Annotated in this window: 25 protein-coding genes; 10 read left to right on the top strand and 15 right to left on the bottom strand. The window is 32.5% G+C overall.

What is annotated here, in order from left to right:
• Positions 1-54: 54 nt before the first annotated feature.
• The 13 genes from trpD to NYQ10_RS21655 form a co-directional block, all read right to left on the bottom strand.
• Positions 55-1047: an anthranilate phosphoribosyltransferase gene (trpD, locus tag NYQ10_RS21715; RefSeq protein ID WP_289878212.1), complete on the bottom strand. Its 993-nt coding sequence runs from the start codon at positions 1045-1047 to the stop codon at positions 55-57.
• A gap of 97 nt (positions 1048-1144) precedes the next feature.
• Positions 1145-1711 carry an anthranilate synthase component II gene (locus NYQ10_RS21710; protein WP_276172553.1) on the bottom strand — a complete coding sequence of 189 codons (567 nt, stop codon included), beginning with the start codon at positions 1709-1711 and terminating at the stop codon, positions 1145-1147.
• Between the two features lie 88 nt (positions 1712-1799).
• Positions 1800-2240, bottom strand: a complete 441-nt coding sequence (locus NYQ10_RS21705) for a hypothetical protein (protein WP_289878211.1) — start codon at positions 2238-2240, stop codon at positions 1800-1802.
• A 105-nt stretch (positions 2241-2345) separates the two neighbouring features.
• A complete protein-coding gene (locus NYQ10_RS21700; RefSeq protein ID WP_289878210.1) occupies positions 2346-3746 on the bottom strand; it encodes an anthranilate synthase component I family protein in 1401 nt (466 codons plus the stop codon).
• A gap of 299 nt (positions 3747-4045) precedes the next feature.
• A complete protein-coding gene (locus tag NYQ10_RS21695; RefSeq protein ID WP_289878208.1) occupies positions 4046-5323 on the bottom strand; it encodes a hypothetical protein in 1278 nt (425 codons plus the stop codon).
• Between the two features lie 206 nt (positions 5324-5529).
• Positions 5530-6096, bottom strand: coding sequence for a YceI family protein (locus NYQ10_RS21690; RefSeq protein ID WP_289878206.1), 567 nt, complete (start codon positions 6094-6096; stop codon positions 5530-5532).
• Between the two features lie 31 nt (positions 6097-6127).
• Positions 6128-6760: an NAD(P)H-dependent oxidoreductase gene (locus tag NYQ10_RS21685; protein ID WP_289878205.1), complete on the bottom strand. Its 633-nt coding sequence runs from the start codon at positions 6758-6760 to the stop codon at positions 6128-6130.
• A 4-nt stretch (positions 6761-6764) separates the two neighbouring features.
• Positions 6765-7226: a MarR family winged helix-turn-helix transcriptional regulator gene (locus tag NYQ10_RS21680; RefSeq protein WP_289881066.1), complete on the bottom strand. Its 462-nt coding sequence runs from the start codon at positions 7224-7226 to the stop codon at positions 6765-6767.
• A gap of 297 nt (positions 7227-7523) precedes the next feature.
• Complete coding sequence (locus NYQ10_RS21675; RefSeq protein ID WP_289878204.1) at positions 7524-9101, bottom strand: glycerol-3-phosphate dehydrogenase/oxidase; 1578 nt, start codon at positions 9099-9101, stop codon at positions 7524-7526.
• Positions 9102-9269: 168 nt separating this feature from the next.
• On the bottom strand, positions 9270-9788 hold the full coding sequence (locus NYQ10_RS21670) for a GNAT family N-acetyltransferase (protein ID WP_289878203.1): 519 nt from the start codon (positions 9786-9788) through the stop codon (positions 9270-9272).
• Between the two features lie 20 nt (positions 9789-9808).
• Positions 9809-10285 (bottom strand): DUF6691 family protein, encoded by a 477-nt coding sequence (locus NYQ10_RS21665; protein ID WP_289878202.1) that lies wholly within the window; start codon positions 10283-10285, stop codon positions 9809-9811.
• Between the two features lie 10 nt (positions 10286-10295).
• Positions 10296-10865 carry a YeeE/YedE family protein gene (locus NYQ10_RS21660; RefSeq protein ID WP_436836299.1) on the bottom strand — a complete coding sequence of 190 codons (570 nt, stop codon included), beginning with the start codon at positions 10863-10865 and terminating at the stop codon, positions 10296-10298.
• Between the two features lie 150 nt (positions 10866-11015).
• The gene (locus NYQ10_RS21655) at positions 11016-12434 is read right to left on the bottom strand and encodes an MBL fold metallo-hydrolase (protein WP_289878201.1); all 1419 of its coding nucleotides are present in this window, start codon (positions 12432-12434) and stop codon (positions 11016-11018) included.
• Positions 12435-12636: 202 nt separating this feature from the next.
• Between NYQ10_RS21655 and NYQ10_RS21650 the strand changes: the two genes are divergently transcribed.
• The 6 genes from NYQ10_RS21650 (at position 12637) to NYQ10_RS21625 (ending at position 17873) form a co-directional block, all read left to right on the top strand.
• Complete coding sequence (locus NYQ10_RS21650) at positions 12637-13230, top strand: HD domain-containing protein (protein WP_289878200.1); 594 nt, start codon at positions 12637-12639, stop codon at positions 13228-13230.
• 188 nt (positions 13231-13418) lie between these two features.
• A complete protein-coding gene (locus tag NYQ10_RS21645) occupies positions 13419-14765 on the top strand; it encodes a cytochrome ubiquinol oxidase subunit I (protein WP_289881063.1) in 1347 nt (448 codons plus the stop codon).
• Between the two features lie 2 nt (positions 14766-14767).
• Positions 14768-15844: a cytochrome d ubiquinol oxidase subunit II gene (cydB, locus tag NYQ10_RS21640; protein ID WP_289878199.1), complete on the top strand. Its 1077-nt coding sequence runs from the start codon at positions 14768-14770 to the stop codon at positions 15842-15844.
• A gap of 36 nt (positions 15845-15880) precedes the next feature.
• Positions 15881-16387 carry a hypothetical protein gene (locus NYQ10_RS21635; protein ID WP_289878198.1) on the top strand — a complete coding sequence of 169 codons (507 nt, stop codon included), beginning with the start codon at positions 15881-15883 and terminating at the stop codon, positions 16385-16387.
• A gap of 467 nt (positions 16388-16854) precedes the next feature.
• Positions 16855-17259 carry a hypothetical protein gene (locus NYQ10_RS21630; RefSeq protein WP_289878197.1) on the top strand — a complete coding sequence of 135 codons (405 nt, stop codon included), beginning with the start codon at positions 16855-16857 and terminating at the stop codon, positions 17257-17259.
• Positions 17260-17486: 227 nt separating this feature from the next.
• Positions 17487-17873 carry a helix-turn-helix transcriptional regulator gene (locus NYQ10_RS21625; protein WP_184160094.1) on the top strand — a complete coding sequence of 129 codons (387 nt, stop codon included), beginning with the start codon at positions 17487-17489 and terminating at the stop codon, positions 17871-17873.
• 131 nt (positions 17874-18004) lie between these two features.
• On the opposite strand, the gene NYQ10_RS21620 is transcribed toward NYQ10_RS21625, so the two are convergent.
• The gene (locus NYQ10_RS21620; protein ID WP_289878196.1) at positions 18005-18790 is read right to left on the bottom strand and encodes a sulfite exporter TauE/SafE family protein; all 786 of its coding nucleotides are present in this window, start codon (positions 18788-18790) and stop codon (positions 18005-18007) included.
• Positions 18791-18988: 198 nt separating this feature from the next.
• Positions 18989-19630, bottom strand: a complete 642-nt coding sequence (locus NYQ10_RS21615) for a Crp/Fnr family transcriptional regulator (protein ID WP_289878195.1) — start codon at positions 19628-19630, stop codon at positions 18989-18991.
• Positions 19631-19981: 351 nt separating this feature from the next.
• Here NYQ10_RS21615 and NYQ10_RS21610 point away from each other — a divergent pair, with 351 nt between their 5' ends.
• The 4 genes from NYQ10_RS21610 to NYQ10_RS21595 all read left to right on the top strand — a co-directional run bounded on the left by NYQ10_RS21610 (position 19982) and on the right by NYQ10_RS21595 (position 24962).
• Complete coding sequence (locus tag NYQ10_RS21610) at positions 19982-20293, top strand: rhodanese-like domain-containing protein (protein WP_229349347.1); 312 nt, start codon at positions 19982-19984, stop codon at positions 20291-20293.
• A 72-nt stretch (positions 20294-20365) separates the two neighbouring features.
• On the top strand, positions 20366-21946 hold the full coding sequence (locus tag NYQ10_RS21605) for an NADP-dependent glyceraldehyde-3-phosphate dehydrogenase (RefSeq protein ID WP_289878194.1): 1581 nt from the start codon (positions 20366-20368) through the stop codon (positions 21944-21946).
• Between the two features lie 365 nt (positions 21947-22311).
• The gene (locus NYQ10_RS21600; protein WP_289878193.1) at positions 22312-24189 is read left to right on the top strand and encodes a M1 family metallopeptidase; all 1878 of its coding nucleotides are present in this window, start codon (positions 22312-22314) and stop codon (positions 24187-24189) included.
• Positions 24190-24347: 158 nt separating this feature from the next.
• Positions 24348-24962: a hypothetical protein gene (locus NYQ10_RS21595; protein WP_289878192.1), complete on the top strand. Its 615-nt coding sequence runs from the start codon at positions 24348-24350 to the stop codon at positions 24960-24962.
• Positions 24963-24988: the final 26 nt, after the last annotated feature.

The raw sequence follows: 24988 nt of genomic DNA, 5'->3' as shown, positions 1-24988 counted from the left end.
TCAGGTTCGCTCCAACAACTTGAAACTTTAAACCTGAAACTTTAAACAATTTATTTACCTGCTAAGTTCTTGTAATTTCTGTAACGCCTGATGTCCTTTTCCAGACAGTAGACTTTCTTTTGCTAATTTAAAACCTTCTTTTGGAGAACATTTTGTAACCGTTGCGATTGCCATTGCAGCATTAGCACAAACTACATTGTTTTGCGCTTCGTTTCCTTTTCCAGAAATAATATTAGTAAAGATTTCTGCCGATTCTTCGATAGTTTTTCCGCCTTCAATTTCAGTTTGAGATAAAAGACGAACGCCAAAATCTTCTGGTTTTAGCATTCCTTCCATATGGTTTGAAATTGTTTTGGTTGCGCCTGTTAACGAAATTTCATCATATCCGTCAAGCGAATGTAAAATCGTAAAATTAGTATCTGTATTTTGGTATAAATAAGCATACATTCTTGCCAACTCTAAGTTGAAAACCCCAACTAATTGATTTTGCGGAAATGAAGGATTTACCATTGGTCCCAACATATTAAAGAAGGTTTTTACCGCCAATTCCTTTCTAATTGGTCCGACATTTTTCATCGCTGGGTGAAATAGAGGAGCATGTAAAACGCAGATTCCAGCCTGATCAATACATTTTTCTAAAAAAGAAGGATCGTTACTGAATTTAATTCCCATTTTTTCCATCACGTTGCTTGATCCAGAAATTGATGAAACTCCGTAATTTCCGTGTTTTGCAACTTTAATTCCAGCTCCAGCTGAAACAAAAGAAGCCAAAGTAGAAATATTGAAAGTATCTTTTCCATCGCCACCCGTTCCGCATAAATCGATAGTGTTATAGGCAGATAAATCGACACGAATACATAATTCTAATAAAGCTTCGCGAAATCCCGAAAGTTCATCAATTGTAATGCTTCGCATCATAAATACAGTCAAAAATGCCGAAATCTGACTCGGATTGTATTGACCGCTTGAAATATTAATCAATACTTGTTTTGCTTCTTCTTTAGAAAGAACTTCGTGATTGATTAATTTGTTTAATATAGTTTTCATTTTTTTTAAGGTTCTAAGTTGCTGAGATTCTAAGGTCGTGAGTTTTTTACTCTGACTGTAAACTGTGACTGAATACTAAAATTCTGATCACCGATCACTAACTCTTAATCCAATTCTCTAACATTTTTTTTCCGTTTGGAGTTAAGACACTTTCTGGGTGAAACTGAACGCCTCTAACGTCATAATTTCTGTGTCTTAAAGACATTACTTGTCCGTTTTCGTCAAATGAAGTTGCTTCAAGTTCGTCTGGAAGATTGGTGTCTACAACCCAAGAATGATAACGTCCAACTTCAAATTCTTTTCCTAAACCTTCAAAAAGAATTTCGTCATCTACAACGGTTTTTACATTTGTGGCAACACCGTGATAAACCTTATCAAGGTTAGAAAGTGTTCCGCCAAAAACTTCTCCAATTGCTTGTTGTCCTAAACAAACGCCAAGAATGCTTTTTGTCGGACTGTATTTTTCGATTACGGCTTTTAGCAAACCTGCTTCATCTGGAATTCCAGGTCCTGGCGAAAGTAAAATTTTATCAAACGAAGCAATTTCATCGATATCGAATTCGTCGTTTCTGTAAACGGTAACTTCGCAGTTTAAATCTTCTAAATAGTGCACTAAATTGTAAGTGAAACTATCGTAATTGTCTATAACTAGTATTTTTTTCATTGTCTTGTTTTTTTCACGTTTCAGGTTTCAAGTTTCACGTTCCAACAACTTGAAACCTGAAACAAAGAAAACCTGAAACAAAATTTTCTTATTTCTCTCGAACGTATTTCTCAATTATAATATGATCTACGCCTAATTTTTCTACTTTTTCGATTCCTTTTTGAATTAAGGTGTCGTTTTGAACTTTTACTACAAATTCGAATTTGTTGTTTTCCCAGTTGCGGTTATTAAAATATTCTAGATTTTCAGTGTAAATACTATCTTTTAAAGTATATTTTCCGCCTCCTGCAAAATATAATGCTGTTGTTGAATCTTTTCCGTTTTTCAAATCATGATTTAAAAAAGCAAAATGAGTTTCGTTTATAATTTTAATCATTTTAGCATTTTTATTGAAAGTTGAAAAAGTAGAATCTTTTTCGGTTGTTTCTGCTGATATAAGACGCCAGGTTCCTTCAATTGGATTCTTCTTTTCTGAATTGCATGACGTAATGGTAATGATTAAAATTAAAATTGAAACTACTTTTTTCATGGGTTTTAAGATTTGTTAGTTTATTGTTTCAGGTTTCAAGTTTCAAGTTTCAGGTTTGCTTTGCGTTTCAATAACTTGAAACCTGAAACCTGAAACAAAAAAAACTTATATTTTTTCTGCAATTTCCAAAGCTGTGTTTAAAGCTCTTAGTTTATTGTAAACTTCCTGCATTTCGCTTTCTTCATCTGAGCTTGCAACAATTCCGGCTCCAGCTTGACAATGCAATTGATGATTTTTAGAAAGGAAAGTTCGAATCATAATGGCGTGATTAAAATTTCCGTTAAAATCCATGAAACCAATTGCGCCGCCGTAAAAATTACGATTTGTTTTTTCGCAATCTTCAATTAATTGCATCGCTCTGTGTTTTGGCGCACCGCTTAAAGTTCCTGCAGGAAAAGTATCTGCAACAACTTGCATTGTCGTAGCTTTATCATGCAAATGTCCCGTAACTTTAGAAACTAGATGAATTACGTGAGAGAAAAACTGCACTTCTCTATATTTTTCCACATTTACATCGTGACCATTTCTGCTCAAATCATTTCTTGCTAAGTCAACAAGCATAACGTGTTCGCTATTTTCTTTTTTATCTTCAGAAAGTTCTTTGGCTAAGAGCGCATCTTGCTCATCATTTCCAGTTCTTTTGAAAGTTCCTGCAATCGGATGAATTTCTGCTTTTCTGTCTTTTACAATAATTTGTGCTTCTGGCGAAGAACCAAATATTTTGAAATCTCCATAATCAAAAAAGAATAAATACGGAGAAGGATTTATACTTCTTAAAGCTCTATAAACATTAAATTCATCACCTTTAAAACCTTGTGTAAAACGACGTGAAAGAACCAATTGGAAAACATCGCCTCTATAACAGTGTTTTTTTGCAAGAGCTACATTTTGCTTAAACTCTTCATCAGTTAAATTAGAGAAACCTTCACCTTCTTTAGAGAATTTATAAGAAGCAATATTTCTAGATTGAAGCAATTGTTCAATTTCTGCGATATTGTTTTTTCCGTCAACGCTATGGCAGAAAATGTAAGCTTCATTTTTAAAATGGTTAATTGCAATAATGTTTTGATAAACAGCATAAAAAACATCTGGAATCGAAGTTGCATTATCTTTTTTTGCAATTGAAACTTTTTCGAAGTAACGAACAGCATCATAAGAAATGTATCCGAATAAACCATTATTGATGAATTTGAAATCATTCTTTTCTGATTGAAACTGACTTGAAAATTCCTGAATTACTTGCGGAATGTTTGTTGTAGCATCAATATTTGTTTTTTCTGAAGTTCCGTCTGGAAAAGTTTTTGAGATAACTTCATTTTCGATTTTTATAGTAGCAATAGGGTTGCAGCAGATATAAGAAAAACTGTTGTCATTTCCGTGATAATCACTACTTTCCAGTAATAAGCTGTTCGGGAATTTATCTCTGATTTTAAAGTAAATACTAACAGGAGTAACCGTATCTGCAAGAATTTGTTTGTAATGCGTATTAAGAATAAAAGGTTTCAAAATATTTAGTTTTATGTTGTTTCGTTAATTTTTTAATTTCAATTTGGACCAAAAAAAAAGGCTTGTCGTGATGACAAGCCTTTTATATTTATAGTTTTACAATACCATAGGAAGCTTTGTTCACGACGTCTGACGTAAATTGTTCCACCACCAAGAATTGTTTAATAATGTTCTCATATTTGTTTTTGTTGAGACAAAGATATAAATGTAATTTGAATTGTAGTATATAAAAATTAAAAAAAAACTTTTCTAAAACTGAAAATTTGTTAAATTTTAAATACTAAGATTGCTGTAAAAGCTTAATTTCCAATTGCTATTGTATTGTTTGTGCTAGCTCTAAAATCTGGGTTTCCTTTTATGTTAGGCGTTGCAAACAATTCTGTGTTTTTCATTTTTGTGTATTCTAAACCAGAATTTGGATTGTAATAATTCTGAATTGAATCATTGCTACTTGCAGATTCGCTTGTAATTCCGCCATTGCAATTGTTTACAATTGTGTTTTTAAAACTCATTTTAGAAAGATTTACATCTCCATTTCCAATAGCTCCTTCTAATAAAACGAAAGGCGCAAAACCAGAAACAATACTGTTGCTTAAATTGAAAAATGTATTTTCTCTCACAAAAATAGATTCTCTAACCAAACCTTGATTGTTTTCTTCTAAATTAACTAAAGTAATATTGTTAGCATTTATTTTAGTCATTTTTTTAGTCATATCTGTTGTTGCGACTTTCTCATACGAATCTACTTCAAAACATCTTGATCCTGAAATATCTGATGAAAAAGGATGGCGAACTGCAATACTGTTAGAAATATTAATTTGAGCTCCTTGAGTAAAATCAAAATCATCATCTGTAGTTCTGTACGAAATTAAATTAGTCATATTCAAATCGCCTCCATAACATTCGAAAGAATCATCATTCGAAAAACTTATTTGAATGTTGCTTAATTGTGTTTTTCTACCAACACCAGCCAAAGAAAGACCATTTAATTCTTTTGTAGAACTTAATTTTCTTCCCGCATATTCAATTCGAACATATTTTAAAATTCCCGAATTGTCTTCTGCATCTTGACCTCCGTAATGATTTAAGTTTGCTTCTAAATCAAAAGGTAAAGTATGAACGCCGCCTAGAGAATTTATTGGAGCTTTTCCTAAGACAATAATTCCGCCCCAATCTCCAGGTTTTCTGATAGTTTTTTCTTTATTCGAAGTAAATACGATAGGATCAGTTTCTAAACCTTCGGCAAGAATTTTAGCTCCATTCGTAATTACAAGAGTTCCACATGTTTTATCGTCTCCACGAATAACTGTTCCAGGTTCGATAGTTAAAACGGCATTATTGGTAACATAAACTACACCAACTAATTGATAAGTATTTCGTTTTACTAATCTAGTGTCTTTATCTATTGTTCCAGCAATAATATTTGTTGCTTCGTTGTATTCTGTTTTTGCAGGATTAAAATTGGTCCAATTGTTCATCCAGTTATTTGTACCAATGATTCCTTTTGGTTGTTGTTGAGCGTGTGCGAAAAAGCTGATTGTGAAGATAATAAGAGCAATGTGTAATTTTGTTTTCATAACTATGATTTGGATTTCTAGTTTTTGATTTTTTTAATTGTCCCAAAAGTAGAAGCCCTATGTTAATCAAAGTCCTGATGTTTATTACGAATGCGTTAGCTTAGTATTAAGAATGTTAAGCTTGTGAAAAGTTTTTGTAAAAAGTAAACCCCGACATTTAAATAATGTCGGGGTTTATTATATTTTGAATTAGTAAGGCTATGAAATTAGAATTTTAAAGCTACAGCCAATTCGAAATCGTCATTGATAGTTTTGTCTCCTAAGTTTTCGAAGAAGTTACCAGAGTTGTATTTGATACCGTATTTAGTTCTGTCAACTTTGAAAGCAGTTGTAGCAGTATTTCCTTTTACAGTAATATCAAAAGTAACTGGGTTAGTAATTCCTTTGATAGTTAAGTCTGCAGTTGCAGTGTAAACATCAGCAGATTTAGCACCGATTTTTTTGATAACTAATTTTGAAGTTGGGAATTTATCAGTTCCGAAGAAATCGTCAGCTTTTAAGTGACCGTTTAATTTTCCTTGGTATTCTCCTGTTAAATCTGTAGAAGTTAATGAAGTCATGTCAACAGTAAAGCTACCACCAACTAATTTGTTTCCTTTTAAAACTACAGCTCCGTCTTTGAAGTTTACAGTTCCAGAGTGCTCTCCAGTTACTTTTTTACCAACCCATTTGATAGTAGACGCTTTTACGTCGATTTTTTTAGTTTGAGCGTTTACTGAGATACCAGCTGCTGCTACGAATAATGCTATTGCAATTGTTTTTAAATTTTTCATGTTGTAAAATTTGAATTTGATTAATAAATAATTATAGTGTGATAAATAATTCTTCTTGAGATTTTCTAACTTTTTTGTAATGCTGAGCGTCGTCCTCATCATGTCTGTAACCTACAGTTGCAATAACTGAAGCGTTTAAACCTAATTTATCGAAACCTAAAATTTCGTTGAATTGAGATGGATTAAAACCTTCCATTGGAGTAGCATCGATTTTTAATTCTGCTGCAGCTGCCAATAAAGTTCCTAAAGCAATGTAAGTTTGTTTTGCCGTCCAGATGTTTTTATTTTCTTGAGATAAATTTGAAATTACATTGTTCATCATATCTTCAAAACCGCCTAAAGCTTCAGTAGGAACACCTCTTGTTTCGCTAATGTTTTTGATATAAGCTGCCACAGATTCTGGTCCTGCGTTTAAGTCGTTTGCGAAAATAAATAATTGAGAAGCATCAGTAATTTGAGTTTGTCCGTAAGCCGCAGCTTTTAATTTTTCTCTAATTTCTGGATTTTCTACAATTACTACTTTAAATGGTTGCAATCCGTATGAAGAAGCGGCTAATCTTACAGCTTCTTTCAAAGTATTTAAATCAGCATCAGAGATTTTTTTTGTTGCATCAAATCTTTTTGTTGCATATCTCCAATTAAGATTTTCTAAAATTGTGCTCATAATATTAATTTTGTTGAGTTCGGTATTTTTCTAATAATTTGTTTAATAATTCTAATTCTTCTGGACTTATATTCTCGGCAAATGCGCGTTCGTGTGCATCTACTTTCGGATCTAATTCTTTTAAAACGTCTAGTCCTTTTTGTGTAATCAAAACTTCGATTTTTCTTCTATTATCAGGGCAGACATTTCTTGTAACGAATTCTTTCAATAATAATTTATCAACTAATCGGGTTGTATTACTCGTTTTAGCTAACATACGTTCTTGTATCACACACATATTAACAGGATTTCCTTTTTGTCCTCTTAATATACGCAGCACATTGTATTGTTCTCCAGAAAGATCATACGGTTTTATCAACTCGTTAAAATGATCCTGAATCACATTTTGTGTGTACATGATATTCAGAATAACTTTTTTCGCATTATCCATCTTAACTGTACTCTTAATAACCTCTTCAATTGTCATAGTCGTAAGTGTATAATTTGTATATACAAATGTAAAACTTTTAATATTTGTATATACAAGTGTCATGTTAAAATTTTGTTAATTGATAAACTTCTGAATGTTCATGCGTACAATCTGAATTTTTGTTATTATAAAAGTAACGTATTTTTGCTTTTTAAAGTATTGATATTTTGATGTTTAACTTAAATTTAAAACTGAAAAAAGCTGACGAATCGAAAAAAGCTTGAAAAAAGACTTTTGTAAGACAGTTTGAAAAGCTATTAACTTAAATAGCTTAAGATCAGTCAAATTTGATGTTTATTGAAATTCAGAAAGAAGAAAACCTTTGGCAATTGTGGTAAAATTTGAAACTTCTTTAGCAATCCAATCTTCGTTACGACCAAGTTCTTTGGCTAGCAATCGTGCTGTTTTTTCTGAAACTTCAATCGCAGCTCTGGCATCTAAAAAAAGCAAACGAACGCGTCTTGCTAAAATATCATCAACGGTTCTTGCCATTTCGTAACGAATTGCCCAAACAACTTCAGCCATTTTGAATTCATAATTTGGATGCAGTTTCTCTTTTAATTCTGGTTCGTTTTCCTGTAATTGCAGAATTTTTGAAATATCACTACCATATATATATAAGTGATTTTCACGATCAAGATTATTTGTTGGTTTATTTCCGTGAATAGATAAATGTTCCGTAACACAAGGTTTTTTTGGAAGTTGTCCTTTTAGAATTGCTTTATCAATTATTTCTTCTGCCATTTTTCTATAAGTTGTCCATTTTCCACCAGTAATGGTTATTAAACCAGTTTCAGAGACAATGATTTTATGACTTCTCGAAACTTCTTTAGTGCTTTTTCCTTCTTCTTTAGGCGCTGCCAACGGACGTAAACCTGCAAAAACAGATAATACGTCGGCTCGGGTAGGTTTTTTTGCTAAAAAACGTTGTGCAGTTTCCAAGACAAATTGAATTTCGCTTTCTAATGCAATTGGTTCTAAACTTTGCTTTTTTATTAAAGTATCGGTTGTGCCCACAACAATATGATTATGCCAAGGAACAGCAAATAAAACTCTGCCATCTTTGGTTTTCGGAATCATCAATGCATGTTCTCCAGGTAAAAATGATTTGTCGCATACTAAATGAATTCCTTGACTTGGAACAATATATTTTTTGTAAACAGTATCATTTAATTTCATTATGGCATTTGTAAAAACTCCTGTTGCATTTACAACTACAGAACCTTTTACATTATAATTCAAACCAGTTTCTTGATCAGTTACTTGAACACCAATTATTTGGTTTTTATCATCTTTTAATAAATTGATAATTTTAGAATAATTCAAAACACAAGCTCCATTTTCTACAGCAGTCTGTGCAAGATTAATCGCTAGACGCGAATCATCAAACTGACCGTCGTGATAAATAACGCCATTTACCAAACCTTCTTCTTCGACGTTTGGAAGCATTTCTATAGTTTTCTTTTTAGAAAGATATTTAGAACTTCCTAAACTCAAACCGCCAGATAAAAGATCGTAAAATTTTAATCCGATTGTATAAAAGTAGGCACTAATCCAATGGTAATTTGGAATAACGAACGATTGATTTTTTACCAAATGATTTGCATTTTGTGCCAGTAAACCTCTTTCTTTTAATGCTTCTCTAACCAAATGTACATCGCCTTGTGCCAAATAGCGTACTCCGCCATGAACCAGTTTTGTGCTTCGGCTTGAAGTTCCTTTTGCAAAATCGACAGCTTCAAATAAGATTGTTTTATAACCTCGGCTCGCAGCGTCAATAGCAGTTCCGAGTCCGCTTGCTCCACCGCCAATTATTATTACGTCCCAATTTTCGATATTTTGTAGCTTTAATAATTGCTCTGAACGATTCATATTTTTACGGGACTTTTTGTTTAAAGCAAACTTAACAAAAGCAAATTAAAAATTGATGAAGAAAAATTTTCTGATTTTATTTTGTTTCAAGTTGATTAGAAAATATAAAAATAAACCCGACAGATTTTTATAAACTGTCGGGTTTTTATTGTTGCTAACTTTTTCTTTTTAAGTTAATTGTTTTTCAAATGCTTTTCTTGCGGAGCCTCTTAAATAGACTTCGCCACAAAAAGTATATTTCAATTTTTCTAAAATTTTAAGCATCGGGACATTATCAAAATTGGTGTCTACTTTTATGCTATAAATATTATTATCTGTAGATAAACCTTCAATCTTTTCAAATAGTTTTGTTGCAATCCCTTTTCCTTTTGCTAGTTTTGAAACTGCGACGCGGTGTACAACAGTATAATCGCCATCAGTCAGCCATTTGCCTTCGATGTTTTCGTAAGCAGGATCTCTGTCGAACATAATAGCAGCATAACACAAAATAGATTCATTTTCTGTTAGTACGTGACCGCAACCCTTTTCGATATCATTTTTAACAGTAAGTTCGTTCGGATAACCGTCTTGCCATTGTGTACTTCCGTCTAATCGTCTCTGTTCAATGGCATCTTGCAGGATTTCCCAAATTACTGGAACTTCAGAAATAACTGCTTTTCTTAATACGAGCTGTTCTTTAGAATTCATTTTTTAATTTTTATAAAGAATTAATGAGGCAGTTTATCTTTTATCAAACCATAAACCCAAGTTCCCGCAATTGCACTTAGAAGTGTAACTACAATAACAGTTGCTCCCGTACCAATTTGAGCAAAAAGTGGTCCTGGACAAGCGCCAGTAATTGCCCAGCCGAAACCAAATAGTAATCCGCCGTAGATTTGTCCTTTATTGAAAGTCTTTGGTTGAATTTCAATTTTTTCGCCTTGCAAGGTTTTAATATTGAATTTCTTAATCAATTGCACAGATATTAACCCAGCCGCTACAGCGCAGCCGATTACACCATACATGTGAAATGATTCCAAATTAAACATTTCCTGAATACGAAACCAACTAATGATTTCTGCTTTTACGAATACAATTCCGAAAAAGATTCCAACAATTAGATATTTAAAATTTCCTAATGCAGTTTCTTTTTTCTGGCTTGCGTTTATTCCTTCTCCGTCAATATTTTTATTTTCTAAATTCATTTTTCAAATTTTAAAGTGAAAGAATATAAGGTAAAATCAAAAGTGCCATTACAAAACCGCCAATCATAAAACAGATTGTTGCCACTAAAGAAGGCCATTGTAAATTTGATAATCCCATAATTGCGTGTCCGCTTGTGCATCCGCCCGCGTAACGAGTTCCGAAACCAACTAAGAATCCGCCAACTACAATCATGATAAATCCACGGAGTGTTAATAAACTTTCCCAAGAAAATAATTGTGAAGGCACTAAACCTGTGTGATCTGTTATTCCGTAAGTGGCTAATTTCTCTGACAATTCAGGAGCTATTTCAACAGGATTTGGATTTGATAATAAATAAGCAGCAATAAAACCGCCTAGAAATATTCCGAGAACGAAGAATAAATTCCAGCTTTCTTTTTTCCAATCGTATTTAAAAAACGAAATATTTGCAGGAATACACGCCGCACAAATATGACGTAACGAAGAACTAATCCCGAAAGATTTATTTCCGATAATTAATAAAATTGGAACTGTTAATCCAATTAATGGACCCGCAACATACCAAGGCCATGGTTCTCTTATAATTTCAAGTATACTCATTTACTTTTAAAATTTATTTTTTTTTTTATTTTAAACCATTAAGATATTAAGAAAATTAAGCCAATCTGGCTTTATGAAACTTTTCAAAGTTGGGCTAAGAAAAATTAAGCTTTTCAACTTAATTAACTTAATATCTTAATGGTGAAAAAATTATGCTTTTAATGTTTTGCTTTGACAAACAAAATCCGATTTTGGAACATTTGTTTTAGAAATCGCTCCAAAACCGCCTTCAACTTCAGAGAAATTTCTAAATCCGCGTGCTTGTAAAATTGAAGCGGCAATCATACTTCTGTAACCTCCTGCGCAATGCAGATAAAAATGCTCATTCGGATTAATGTCTTTTACCCAGTCATTAATATAAGCTAAAGGTTTGCTGTAAGCGTCTTCTATATGCTCAGCTTCGTATTCGGTTTCTTTACGAATGTCGATTATTTTGTCTTTTTGAATATCAACTTCATTAGCAAATTGTTCGGCTGTAATTCGTTTTACAGAATCTGTTTCGAAACCTGCTTTTTGCCAAGCTTCAAAACCGCCTTCCAAATGTCCGATAATCGTATCGAAACCAACTCGGCTTAAACGTGTTACGGTTTCTTCTTCCAATCCAACTGTAGTAACCAAAATGATTGGTTGTTTTACATTAGCAATTAAAGTTCCAACCCAAGGAGCAAAATCGCCATTAATACCAATATTAATAGATTGCGGAATAAATGCTTTACTAAAATCGGCCGCGCTTCTTGTATCTAAAATCAAAGCGCCAGTTTCTTCAGCAACGGCTTCGAATTCGGTTACATTTATGGCTTTCATTCCGTTGTGTAAAACAGTTTCAAAGCTTTCGTAACCTTGTTTATTCATAGCGACATTCATGCTGAAATAGGCTGGAGGAGGCAATAATCCGTCTGTAACTTCTTTAATAAATTCTTCTTCGGTCATATCTGCGCGAAGAGCGTAATTGGTTGCTTTCTGGTTTCCAATTGTAGAAACGGTTTCTTTGCTCATGTTTTTTCCACAAGCACTTCCTGCACCGTGAGCCGGATAAACGATTACATCATCAGCCAAAGTCATGATTTTATCTCTTAAAGAATGAAATAAAATTCCAGCCAACTGATCTTGCGTCATTCCCGCTGCTTTTTGAGCTAAATCAGGACGACCAACATCTCCAATAAATAAAGTGTCTCCAGAGAAAATCGCGTGATCTTTTCCGTTTTCGTCAATTAATAAAAAAGTAGTGCTTTCCATAGTATGTCCTGGCGTGTGCAAAACTTTTATAGTTACTTTTCCAAGTTTAAATTCTTGTCCGTCTTTTGCAGAAATACAGTCAAACTCACAAGCAGCATTTGGTCCGTAAACGATTGGCGCTCCAGTTTCTTTGCTTAAATCGACGTGTCCAGAAACGAAATCGGCGTGAAAATGTGTTTCAAAAATATATTTCAACTTTACTCCGTCACGTTCTAAACGATCTAAGTAAGGTTGCGTTTCTCTAAGCGGATCAATAATGGCCGCTTCGCCATTTGAGGTGATATAGTATGCACCTTGCGCAAGGCATCCGGTGTAAATTTGCTCTATTTTCATGATAGGTATTGTAAAATGATGGGTTACAAAGGTAACTTTGTTTTTTAAAAAAATAGGTGACTTATGTTACAGAAATTAGGTTTTTGTGTAAAAAAATGTGGAGTTTGTCATATTCTGTTGAGATAAATTAATTTTAAGTTGAGCAATTACGCTTTAAGCTTTAATTTTGCATATGACGAATGTCATTTCAAAACAAAAAAAAATGAACACGAAAGACTTATTAGATCAAATTGCTTTTATAAAAGAAATTGATAAAGTAAAATACATTCAACGCAAAACGAAATTGTTTAACAGCGACCGTTGCGAAAATGACGCAGAACACAGTTGGCATTTGGCATTAATGGCAATTGTTTTAGCAGAGCATTCAAACGAACCGATTGATGTTTTGAAAGTCGTAAAAATGGTTTTGATTCATGATATAGTAGAAATTGACGCTGGCGATGTTTTTATTTATGATACCATAAAAAGTCATGATAATACAGATGAAGAGCGTTTGGCAGCAAATAGGATTTTTGGCTTGTTGCCTAAAAATCAAGCGGATGAATTAATTTCAATTTGGGAAGAATTTGAAGCTGGAGAAACCAACGAAGCCAAATTTGCAAGATCGATGGACAGATTAGAGCCTTTATTGCAAAACACTTCTAACAACGGCGGAACATGGAAAGAGTTTGGAGTGAAGTACGATAAAGTCTATGAAAAGAAAAGCGTCATTAAAACCGGTTCAAAATCGATATGGAATTACGCTGAAGGTTTGATTAATGAAAGCGTTGAAAAAGGGATTTTGAAGAAAGAATAATGTTTCGAGCATAAAAACTTTGTCAAAGTTTGAAACTTTGACAAAGTTGCTTAAGCACATAAGTGTCATTTCTACTCTTTTAAATTGTTGAAAAGTTTAACAAATATCAAGCGATAAACTTTTTTTAAAGGACGTTAATTCGGGTTCTAATGGTTAAATTTGTGGAACTTCATAAACAAATTACCATTATGGAAGAAATGCTCTTTTATGATCGAATGCAATTTGCCTTCACGATCACTTTTCATTATCTTTTTCCACAACTTACAATGGGTCTTTCCTTGATCATTGTTTACTTCAAGTGGAAATACCTCAAAACTAAAGAAGAAACATACAATCACGCCACCCATTTTTGGATGAAAATCTTCGCTCTCAATTTTGCGATGGGCGTTGTAACCGGAATTCCGATGGAGTTTCAATTCGGAACCAACTGGGCGAAATTTTCCGAATTAACAGGCGGAATCATCGGACAAACCCTCGCAATGGAAGGAATGTTTTCTTTCTTTCTCGAATCTTCTTTCTTAGGAATTTTTTTATTTGGAGAAAAACTGCTCGGACATAAATGGCATTTTGTAACCGGATTATTAATTATGATTGGTTCTTGGGCGAGCGGATTTTTAATCATTGCCACTCATTCTTGGATGCAAAATCCGGTTGGTTATGAAATTTTAGAAAACGGAAAATTTGTATTGACTAATTTTCAAGCTTTATTTTTAAATCCGTGGCTTTGGCCTTCTTATTTGCACAATCAAGCGGCTTCTTTAGTAACAAGTTCTTTTGTAGTTGCTGGAATTGGAGCTTTTTATATTTTAAGCAAAAAGAATGTTTCTTTCGGAAAATTATTCCTTAAAACAGGTGTAATTTTCGGATTGATTTCGAGTATTGTAGTTGCAGTTCCAACGGGAGATTTAGCAGCTAAAAATGTTGTCAAATATCAACCCGTAACTTTTGCTGCAATGGAGGGAATTTTTCATACCGAAAAGAAAGGTTCAGAAATTGTTTTGATTGGTCAGCCCGACGTAAAAGACAAAAAACTAGATAATAAAATTGCTGTTCCAAACATTCTGAGTTTCTTGACTTACGGAAATTGGGATCAGGAAATTAAAGGTTTAGATCAGTTTGAAGAAGATCTCCATCCAACTAATATCTCTGGTTTGTATTACGCCTATCATATTATGGTTGGACTCGGAACCGTTTTTATTGGCTTAATGGTTATTTCACTTTTTCAATTACTAAGAGGAAAACTTTTTGAAACCAAATGGATTTTGTGGTCGTTAATGTTCATGATGCCGTTTCCATATATTGCAAATACAACAGGTTGGTACACAGCAGAATTAGGAAGACAGCCTTGGTTGGTTTACAATTTATTGCGAACTTCAGCTGGAGCTTCGCCAACGGTTTCTTCCGGAAACACCTTATTTACATTGTTAGGTTTTATTGGTTTATACCTTTTGCTCGGAATGTTGTTTTTGCTTTTAATTGGAAAAATTATCAATAAAGGACCGCACAATGTGGAACTTTCAACAGAAAAAATATAAGTATGGAATTTTTTTGGTACGTAGTTTTAATGGGAATTCTGGCTGTTTATCTGGTTTTAGACGGCTATGATTTTGGTGCAGGAATTATTCATTTATTTTTTGCCGACACAGAAAAAGATAAAAAAGCAATTACTAACGCTATTGGTCCGTTTTGGGATGCCAATGAAGTTTGGCTGATTGCGGCTGGCGGAGTTTTATTTTTCGCTTTTCCAACTTTATATGCTTCTTCTTTTAGCGGATTTTATTTGCCTTTAATAATGATCTTATGGCTTTTGATTTTCCGTGCGATCGGATTGGAAATGCGCGGACAAGTGCATAATCATATGTGGGAAAGCATTTGGGATAAAGTTTTCGGAATCGCAAGTCTGCTTTTGGCTTTGTTTTTCGGAATTGCTCTTGGAAATATTGTTCGAGGAGTAAATCTCGGAATGGTACAAAACGGAGTTTCTACACAAGAACCACATTATTTCTTTTTGCCTTTATGGAATCCAACTTTTAGTCCGCAAGCAAATGAATTGGGAATTATCGATTGGTTTACGCTTTTCTTAGGAATTGTTAGTGTAGTAGCGCTGACTATTCACGGCGCAAACTGGATTATTTATAAAACAAATTCTGCTTTGAATCCGAAATTGAAAAAAGTTGTTTTTGCTTTGAATATTGTTTTGCTGGTTTTAGTTTGTATTTCACTTCAAATTTGGCATTTTATTGAGCCAAAACCGTTTCATAATTTTGTTGAAAATCCGATTTTATGGTTTTTTCCTTTAATGACTTTTGTTGGAATTTTAGGATTGTTTAAAGTTCGTTCGTTTAAAAAAGATGGCCATGGTTTTATTTTTTCAACCTTATTTTTAGTGGGAGGATTTGCTTCAACAGCAGTTTCAATATTTCCAAATGTTTTGCCTTCAACCAATAAAGTGAATCCGTCATTAACGATTTATAATACTGCTGCTCACGAATATGGATTAAACGCTGGATTAAGCTGGTTTTTTGTGGCTTTGTTTCTGGTCATTATTTATTTTATTATTCAATATCGCGTTTTTAGCGGAAAAATGGATGATATTGGATATGGGGAACATTGATTCTGGAGGCAATTTTTAAAACCATTTTTTTTATTAATGAAAATATTAGATTTTTTTAGGACTCGTGAAAATCAATCGAGTGATCAGAAGATTATTTGTTTAACAGTTAATTTACCTGTAAATGAAAGTGTATTTGATGATTTAGTGGATTTTTGTAAAATTAATATTCATGAAATTAATGAAAAATACAATTTTGATTCTTACACTGGAGAGAGAATTAAGAAGTATGAAAATTTGGTGAAAGAAATTAAAAAGTTGGAGGGTGATATTTTGATTGGAAATGCGGCTTATAATGTTGAAGATTTTAAGGTCTGTAATTCTTTATTCGCTAAGAATAATTTACAAATTAAGACCGTTTTTATTCGATCAGAAGAAAGAAGAAATGCTGATCTGAATGAAGGTCAGCAATTGTACAGAGATCATAATAGATGGATTGATTTTTATCCTGGACAGATTGAAGATGTTCATCAAAAAAATGAAGATAATTTAAAGGAAATTATAGATTATTTTCAAGGATCTGATACAATTTTAATAGGAGTTTAATAAAAAAGAGTTGCCTCCAGTTTTAACTGGAGGTTTTTTTATTTGATTTTCAGAAGGCTTTAGCTAAATAATAAGTTTGGCTAAAGCCTTTTATTTATATAAATTTGCTCACTTACAGTTAAAACTGGAAGAAATTCATTGAAATTAAGAAAAAAGGTTACTTCGTATCAGGTTCGCGTTAGGGATAGAAGCGGTATCCTTTTTATTTTTTCTTTAAAAATAAAAAGATACAAGCGGATAGCCCGGCCGTAGGAAACGCCCAAAAAATATCCTAAATAAGGAAACTTTATAAGCGTAATCGTTTATTAAAGATTTAATTACAACCAATAGTTATATTCTATAATTTTTATTGTAAGAAAAAAAATAAGTTAATGCTTAATATTGCGTATCTAAGAATTTTTCCCCCTAAAGAATTTTTAGATATTGATTTTTACTAAAAGCTTAAATCTTTTTTACCTACAAATTATATGCCCTTAACTATTTTACCCAACAAGATTAGATTTTCTTATAAATCTAAAAATTGGCAGTACGATTTTGACGAAATTAAAGAAATTGGACTGCTGAAAAAAAGAAAAAAATATTTTCTTGAAAATACAGCTTTTGCCGTCGTAACAGCGGTAACTTATTATTGTATGATATTTTCTGATATAATGGATTTATATTATATCATTCCGGCGCTTTTATGCTACACGCTTATCATAACTGTTAGATTTAGTGATCCGACAGAATTTGTGTATTTCATTTTTGTGAAAGATATTTATCAAAAAGAAATAAAAACCAAAATTGAATCAAAAGATCGTGTTTTAGTTGGAAAACAAATAGACTACTATTTAGATCTTCAGTTCGAAAGAAATATTCAAAAAACAGCTTAAATTAAATAGAATGTTTGTATTTGATATTTCCCATTATGATTTAGTAGTCATAATGGTAGCTTTGATTTATGGTTATTTTATAACAAAAAAGAAAAAATTAACGAAACGCTAAGTCATATATTGTTAATTATGAAGTAGCTTTAGAATACCAAAAATAAGTATAGTTATGCCGTTATTGAATTTAACGGCGGGCTGTTTTAACTATACGGACCCCAAATTACGAAATTATGGCCGCAACGATTAAAAACAAAATAAAAAATATTAGAGAGTTAAAAAATTACACTCAAGAGTATATGGCAGAAAGATTAGGCGTAACACAGGCAGGTTATAGCAAAATTGAAAAAGGAAAAACGTCTCTGAGTTATGAAAAACTGGTTGAAATTGGAAGAATTTTAGACGTTAGTGTAGAAGATATTATTAGTTTTGATTACGATAAATACTTTAACAATTTCAATAAGATAACAGGAAATAACAACGGAAGTATTTTAATTAATGCAGATAATTCATCTGAGTTAAAAGAGCTTTACGAAGACAAAATACAGTTGTTAGAAAAACTTCTCAATATTACCGAAAACGAATTAGAGCGCTATAAAGATAAATTTGGAGAAATTTAGAAGCGATAAAATTAGTTTCATCTTTGTCAAAGTATAAAACTTTGACAAAGATTACTCTACAAGTAAAAACTAAATTCAAAATATAAATTAAAATCTACAAAGATCTGCACGACCAGTGTGATGCGTTTATTCTAAAACAAAACTTCTTTAGTAATTATATAAAATCCCATAACGAGAACAAACCAGCCAAAAAGAGGTTTTAGTTTTGTTCCGTCTATTTTTTTAGAAAGCTGACTTCCGATCAGCATTCCGATTAAAGCCATTGCAGAAACGCTTAATAAAAAAGTGTAATCGATTGGCGTTCCGATGTATAAATCGCCCGCAAAACCTATTGAAGAATTAATTGTAATAATTAATAATGAAGTTCCAACGGCTTGTTTCATAGGTAAGTTGGCGAAAAAAAGCAAGGCTGGAATAATTAAAAATCCACCGCCGGCGCCTAGAAAACCCGTTACAATTCCGACCAAAAATCCAATAAAACTTAACTGTAAATAATTCGTTTCGGTATTTTTTATTTCAGGCTGATTTTTTTTAATCATCGAAATTGCCGCAGTAATCATCAATACAGAAAAGATTATCATAATTAGAAAATCTTTTGAAACCGAATAAGAGGCGATGCAGAATAAGGTTTTTGCAATTTGAGGAAAAATTACTTCGCGAATTATTAAAATCGAAATAATTGAAGGAATGGCGAAATACAAAGCCGATTTCAATTTCAGATTTCCCATTTTATAATGGCTGTAACTTCCAAATAAAGCAGTAAGTCCAACAATAAATAGAGAATAAGAAGTTGCCTGATCTGGATTTACTTTAAATAAATAAACTAAAATTGGAATAGTTAAAATAGAACCGCCTCCGCCAATTAAGCCAAGTGAAATTCCGATTATGATAGCAGCAAAAAAGCCTAAATATTCCATTGCATTTATTTTAATGCAAAGTTGCTTCGGAAATTAGAAACCTACAGTAACATTTATCACAGAATCGAAATAAATTTTACCATTAAGATATTAAGTTAATTAAGTAGGAGCGCTTAATTATCTTCAGTAACATTAAGTGAAAGAAAATAAAAACTTAATTCTCTTAATATCTTAATGGTTCAATAAAAAAACTTCGTGTTAATTCGTGAAATTCGTGTTTAATAACTCAATCTGATTTCGGTTGAGTTTGACCAAACCGCGTTGTTCCATTTTTTTTAATAATCTAGAAACAACTTCACGAGAAGTATTCAGTTCGGTTGCAATTTCCTGATGCGAAAGATTTACTTCAGAACAACCGCAGGCATCAGAATGTCTTTTTAAATAAAATTCCAACCTTTCGTCCATAGAGCGGAAAGCAATATTATCAACCACTTCCAGAACTTCTTCAAAACGACTTCTGTAGGTTTCAATTACGAATTCGTACCAAGATCTGTGCTCCATCATCCATTTGTCCATTGATTGCAGCGGAATCATCATTACTGAAACATCTTCGACCACTTTTGCCATAATCTGACTTTTCTCGCTTTTAACTGTGCAAATCATCGAAATTGCGCAAGCTTGACCTGGCTGTAAATAATACAATAAAAATTCGCCGCCATCTTCTCCTTCTCGATAAATTTTGATTTTACCTTTGGTAATTAAAGCCGTGTTTTTAATATACTGTCCCGTGCGCATTAAAATAGTTCCCGCTTCAAAATCCTGAAGTGTTCCATTTTTTTCTATGGTTTCGATAAGTTCGTTGGAGAAGTTTGGAAAAATGTTTTTTAATGAATTTTGCATGGACTTTATTTTTTAGCCATGAATTACTCAAATCAATTTGTGGAAATTTGTGTAATTCGTGGCAGAGTATTTTATCAAAAAGAAATCAAAAGCTATAATTTGTTGCAAAGATAATAGATTGAAATGGGATTAATTATCAGAAAATTAGATTTAATATCAATTTTATGTAAATGAAAAAATCCTATTTTCTATCGATTTTGTGGACTGAATTTTTAAAAATAGTAACTAAATTTGTAATTCACTGATTATAATTGTTTCTCTAAAACGTTTTCTGAGAATAATAATCGAAATCGCATTTGGTACGTTTTTTATATATAGAAACGTCGTAATTTTACAAAAACACATTTTATTATGAATTTATCACAAGAAGATTGGGTTGCTCAGTTAAACGCTGACGAAAATGCAGTAATACTTGACGTAAGAACTGAAGACGAATTTAATGATGGCTACATTGAGAATGCTCTGAACATTGATATCAATAAAGGACAAGGTTTTATTTATGAAATTGAAGAATTAGATAAAAATAAAAACTATTACGTATACTGTCGTTCTGGAGCAAGAAGTGCAAAAGCATGCCAAGTTATGAACGAATTGGGTATACAAAACGCTTACAATCTGCTTGGAGGAATCCTGGATTGGGAAGGCGAAACAGTACAACCATAAAAGAAGAAGAGGCATACAAAAGCCTCTTTTTTCTTTTGAAAATAAATTACCAGACCTTAAAATAACCAAATTATGAGTTTTATTCCAGAAGAATATCAGATTACTACGCTGATAAACCAAGATACTTATCTTGTAAACGGAGAGTTGAAACAATGGACAGGGCAAACCACACCTGTGTTTTCTACTATTTCTTCGACAGAAAAGTATTCTCCAACTTTATTAGGATCTATTCCTTTTATGGCAGAAAAAGAAGCAGCAGAAGTTGTTGAAGCTGCTACCAATGCATACGATATGGGGCAAGGTTTATGGCCAACTATGAAAGTTGCCGATCGTATAAAAAGCATGGAGAATTTTGTGAGACAAATGAAAGAAACCCGCGAAGAAGTTGTAAAACTTTTGATGTGGGAAATTGGAAAAAATCTTGGAGACTCACAAAAAGAATTCGACAGAACGGTAGAATATATTTATGATACTATTGCTAGTTATAAAGAATTAAACGGACGCAGTTCGCATTTTGAAAAAGTGCAAGGTGTAAACGCGATGATTCGCCGCGGACCTCTTGGTGTTGTTTTGTGTCTTGGACCTTACAATTATCCTTTAAACGAAACTTTCTCATTACTGATTCCGGCTTTGATTATGGGAAATACCGTAATCTTCAAACCTGCTAAACATGGTGTTTTATGTATTTCACCATTATTAGAAGCTTTTAGAAGCAGTTTCCCAAAAGGGGTTATCAATATTGTTTATGGCAGAGGAAGAGAAGTGGCTTCTCCGATTATGAAATCTGGAAAAATTGATGTTTTAGCATTAATCGGAAACAGTAAATCGGCAATTGCGTTACAAGATCAGCATCCAAATAAAAACAGATTGCGTTTGATTTTAGGTTTAGAAGCTAAAAATCCAGCAATTATTCTTCCAGATGCCGATTTAGATTTGGCTATCCAAGAATGTATTACAGGAAGTTTGTCTTTCAACGGACAACGTTGTACAGCTTTAAAAGTATTATATGTTCACGAATCTATTAGAGAAGAATTCAATAAACGTTTTGCTGAAAAAGTAGATGGTTTAGTTTTCGGAAATCCATGGGAAAAAGGAGTTTCTTTAACGCCGCTTCCAGAAACTGAAAAACCAAGTTATATTCAAGGTTTAATTGATGATGCCACTTCTAAAGGTGCAAAAATCATTAATGAAAAAGGAGGAAAACATACGGATAATTATATTTTTCCAGCCGTTTTATATCCAGTAAATAAAGACATGCGAGTGTATCATGAAGAACAATTCGGACCAGTTGTTCCGGTTCTTTCGTTCAAAGATATTAGAGAACCTTTGAAAGATATGGCAGAATCAAACTACGGACAGCAAGTAAGTTTGTTTGGAAAAGACATTAAAACTCTTGCTCCACTTATTGATGCTTTGGTGAATTTAGTTTGTAGAGTAAACCTAAACAGTTCTTGCCAAAGAGGGCCAGACGCTTTCCCATTTACAGGAAGAAAAGATTCGGCTGTAGGAACTTTAAGTATTCCAGATGCTTTACGTTCTTTCTCTATCCGTACGTTTGTAGCTTCAAAAGATATCGATTATAATAATCAGATTCTGCAAGAATTGCTAAACAGTAAAGAATCTAATTTTATCAATACCGATTATATTTTATAATAATTCAAGTTATATATTAATTGTAGATGCCGTCTGTTACTTTTTGTAGCGGGCGGTTTTTTCTTTTTAAGATACTAAGGTTATAAGGTGCTGAGGTTCTAAGTTTTTTTTGAAGAGAGTAGAAAGATGCAAGAAGCAAGAGAAAAGACTTATATTAATACCGAAACTTTCTAAATTTTTCATCTTGTCTCTTGCTTCTTGTCTGTTTCGTCTTTTATCTAAGTTCTAACATCTCACATTTCGCATTTCATCATTAACAATTTACAATTCACAATTAATAATTAATAACTAAATTTGTAACATTCGTAAAAAAAAATCCACTAATACGATATCAAAAACTAATTTAAAATACCTAAGAGCTACTTATGGAAAAGAAATTATTGCAATTTGCAGTACTCGCATTTGTTCTTTTTACTCAAAATACCTTTGCACAGGATCTTTACATGCCACGTAATATAAAAGAGGCTTACGCAAACGGAACGCGTTCTAAAGATGGAAAACCTGGAAAAAACTATTGGCAGAATCGCGGAAAATATAACATGGAAATCTCAGTTGATCCGAAAACGAGATTAGTAAGCGGAATTGAAACCATTATTTACGAAAATAATAGTAAAGACACATTGAAAAGTATAGCTATTCGTTTTGTAAATAATCTTCACAAACCTTCTTCACCTCGTGGAAGTGAAGTAAGCGACGACTTCTTAAGCGACGGATTGACAATTACTTCATTAAAAATAGAAAATGAAGTTTATAAAGAAAATGCCAGAAAATGGGGAACTGTTGGAACTGTGAAATTGAAAAAAGCAATTTTACCTCATTCTAAAATTACTTTAAACATAGAATGGAATTATCCGTTATCGAAAGAGAGCGGGAGAGAAGGACAGATTGACGAAACCACTTTTTTTGTAGCTTACAGTTATCCTCGTGTGTCGGTTTATGATGATTATAATGGTTGGGATAAATTGCCTCATACAGACCGTCAAGAATTTTATAATGATTTTAATGATTATGTTTTTTCTGTAAAAGCGCCTAGAAATTATGTCGTTTATGCAACAGGAGATTTATTAAATCCAGATGAGGTTTTACAGCCAGAATTCGCTTCACGTTTAAAAAAATCATACACAACAGATGAAATTCTGCATATTGCCAACGAACAAGAAATGAAAAGCGATATCGTAACCAAACAATACGATTGGAATGTTTGGAAATTTGAAGCCAAAAATATCTCAGACGTTTGTTTCGGTTTAAGCGATCATTATTTATGGGATGCAAGCAGTGTTATTGTAGACAAGAAAACAAATCGTCGTGCAAGCGTTCAGGCGGCTTACAATGTTACAGGAACAGATTTCGTAAATTCGGTAAAAAACAATCAATACGCATTAGATTGGTTTTCTAACAATTGGCCGGGGGTTCCGTATCCATTTTCAAAAATGACTGCTTTTCAAGGTTTTGCAGATATGGAATATCCAATGATGTGTAACGATTCGCAGATGGGAGATCCAGTTTTTGCACAATTAGTTCAAGATCATGAAGTGGCGCATACTTATTTTCCTTTTTACATGGGAATTAATGAAACACGTTACGCTTTTATGGACGAAGGTTGGGCAACGACTTTCGAATATTTAATCGGAATTGCAGAGCATGGAAAAGAAGCTGCAGATAAGTTTTATAAAGATTTTAGGGTGAAAAGATATATTTCAGATCGATCTACAGAACAAGATCAGCCTATTATTTCGATGTCTACACAAGTTTCTGGAGCAGGATACGGAAATAATTCCTACGGAAAAGCTTCTCTTTCGTATTTGGCTTTAAAAGATTTGTTGGGAGATGATTTGTTCAAAAAAGCATTGCATTATTACATGGATACTTGGAACGGAAAACACCCAATTCCGTGGGATTATTTTAATTCGTTTAATACCGCAACAGGGAAAAATCTAAATTGGTTTTTCAACAACTGGTTTTTTACCAATAACTATTTAGATCTTGGAATAAAAGGAATTTCTACAGATAAAAAAGTTATTACTATAGAAAATATTGGTGGTTTTGCAATTCCTTTCGATGTTGTTATTACATATGCCGACAATTCAAAAGCAACAATTCATCAAACGCCAGCGATTTGGGAAAAGAATCAAAAAACAGCAAAAATTATTTTAAAAAGCACAAAGAAAATCAATCATATAGAACTTGACGGAGGCATTTTTATGGATGCAACTCCAGAAAATAATATTTTGCATATTAAATAATAATTTTAAAAAATACTCTCGTAAAAAGTCTCTTTTCTAATGAAAAAGAGACTTTTTTGTTTTTATTACAAAAATAAGCATTTAAAAAATGAGGAAAACCGTACAAATGTTTTAAAAAAAAAGTATGTTTGCATAATAAATAAACCTACTAAAAAATAATGAAAAAGACTTTTCCCCTACTTGTTTTTTTGATTACTCTTCAGTGTTTTGCACAGACTAATCAAAAAGATGCATTTCAAAAATCCAAATATGATTTGGCCGTTTCTTATTATAAAAAATCAGATTTTGTAAAAGCTATCGACTTGTTTTCTTTAGTTGCAAAAATTAAACCTGAAAACGAAATTGGTCAGGAAGCTATTAAAAAAGTAGATACGTTACGAGAAGTTTTAAGAAAAGAAATTCTGGATAACGCTATCGGAACCTGGAAAAAATCAGGAAATCGTCCAGTTTGGGCTACGGCTTCATCAAATGTAAATCAACAATCTGATTTTGATGAGATTGTTGAAATTTCTGAAAATGAAATTGTTTTTTATTCTATGAATAAAAAAACAAAGGAAAAAAAACTTCTAAAGAAAGAAGATTTAATTTATAATGATGCAAATGGCGCTGCTTCTTTATTTTCAGAAATAATACTTTCTGACGGAACAATCTGGAATTGTAGCGTTAATGATAAAGCTGATGTTTTACATGTAATAAATGTTGCGGTAAAAACAGAAGATGGAATTGAAAAAATAAAAAGTGATAACGAAGAAAGTTATTACGTTAAAATGTAAAAAAAGGGAATCAGTTGATTCCCTTT

Origin of the sequence: Flavobacterium johnsoniae (genome assembly GCF_030388325.1) — a bacterium.
GTDB lineage: Bacteria > Bacteroidota > Bacteroidia > Flavobacteriales > Flavobacteriaceae > Flavobacterium > Flavobacterium johnsoniae_C.
Note: the sequence above shows the minus strand (reverse complement) of the source record. Positions and strands in the feature narration are given on the sequence as shown.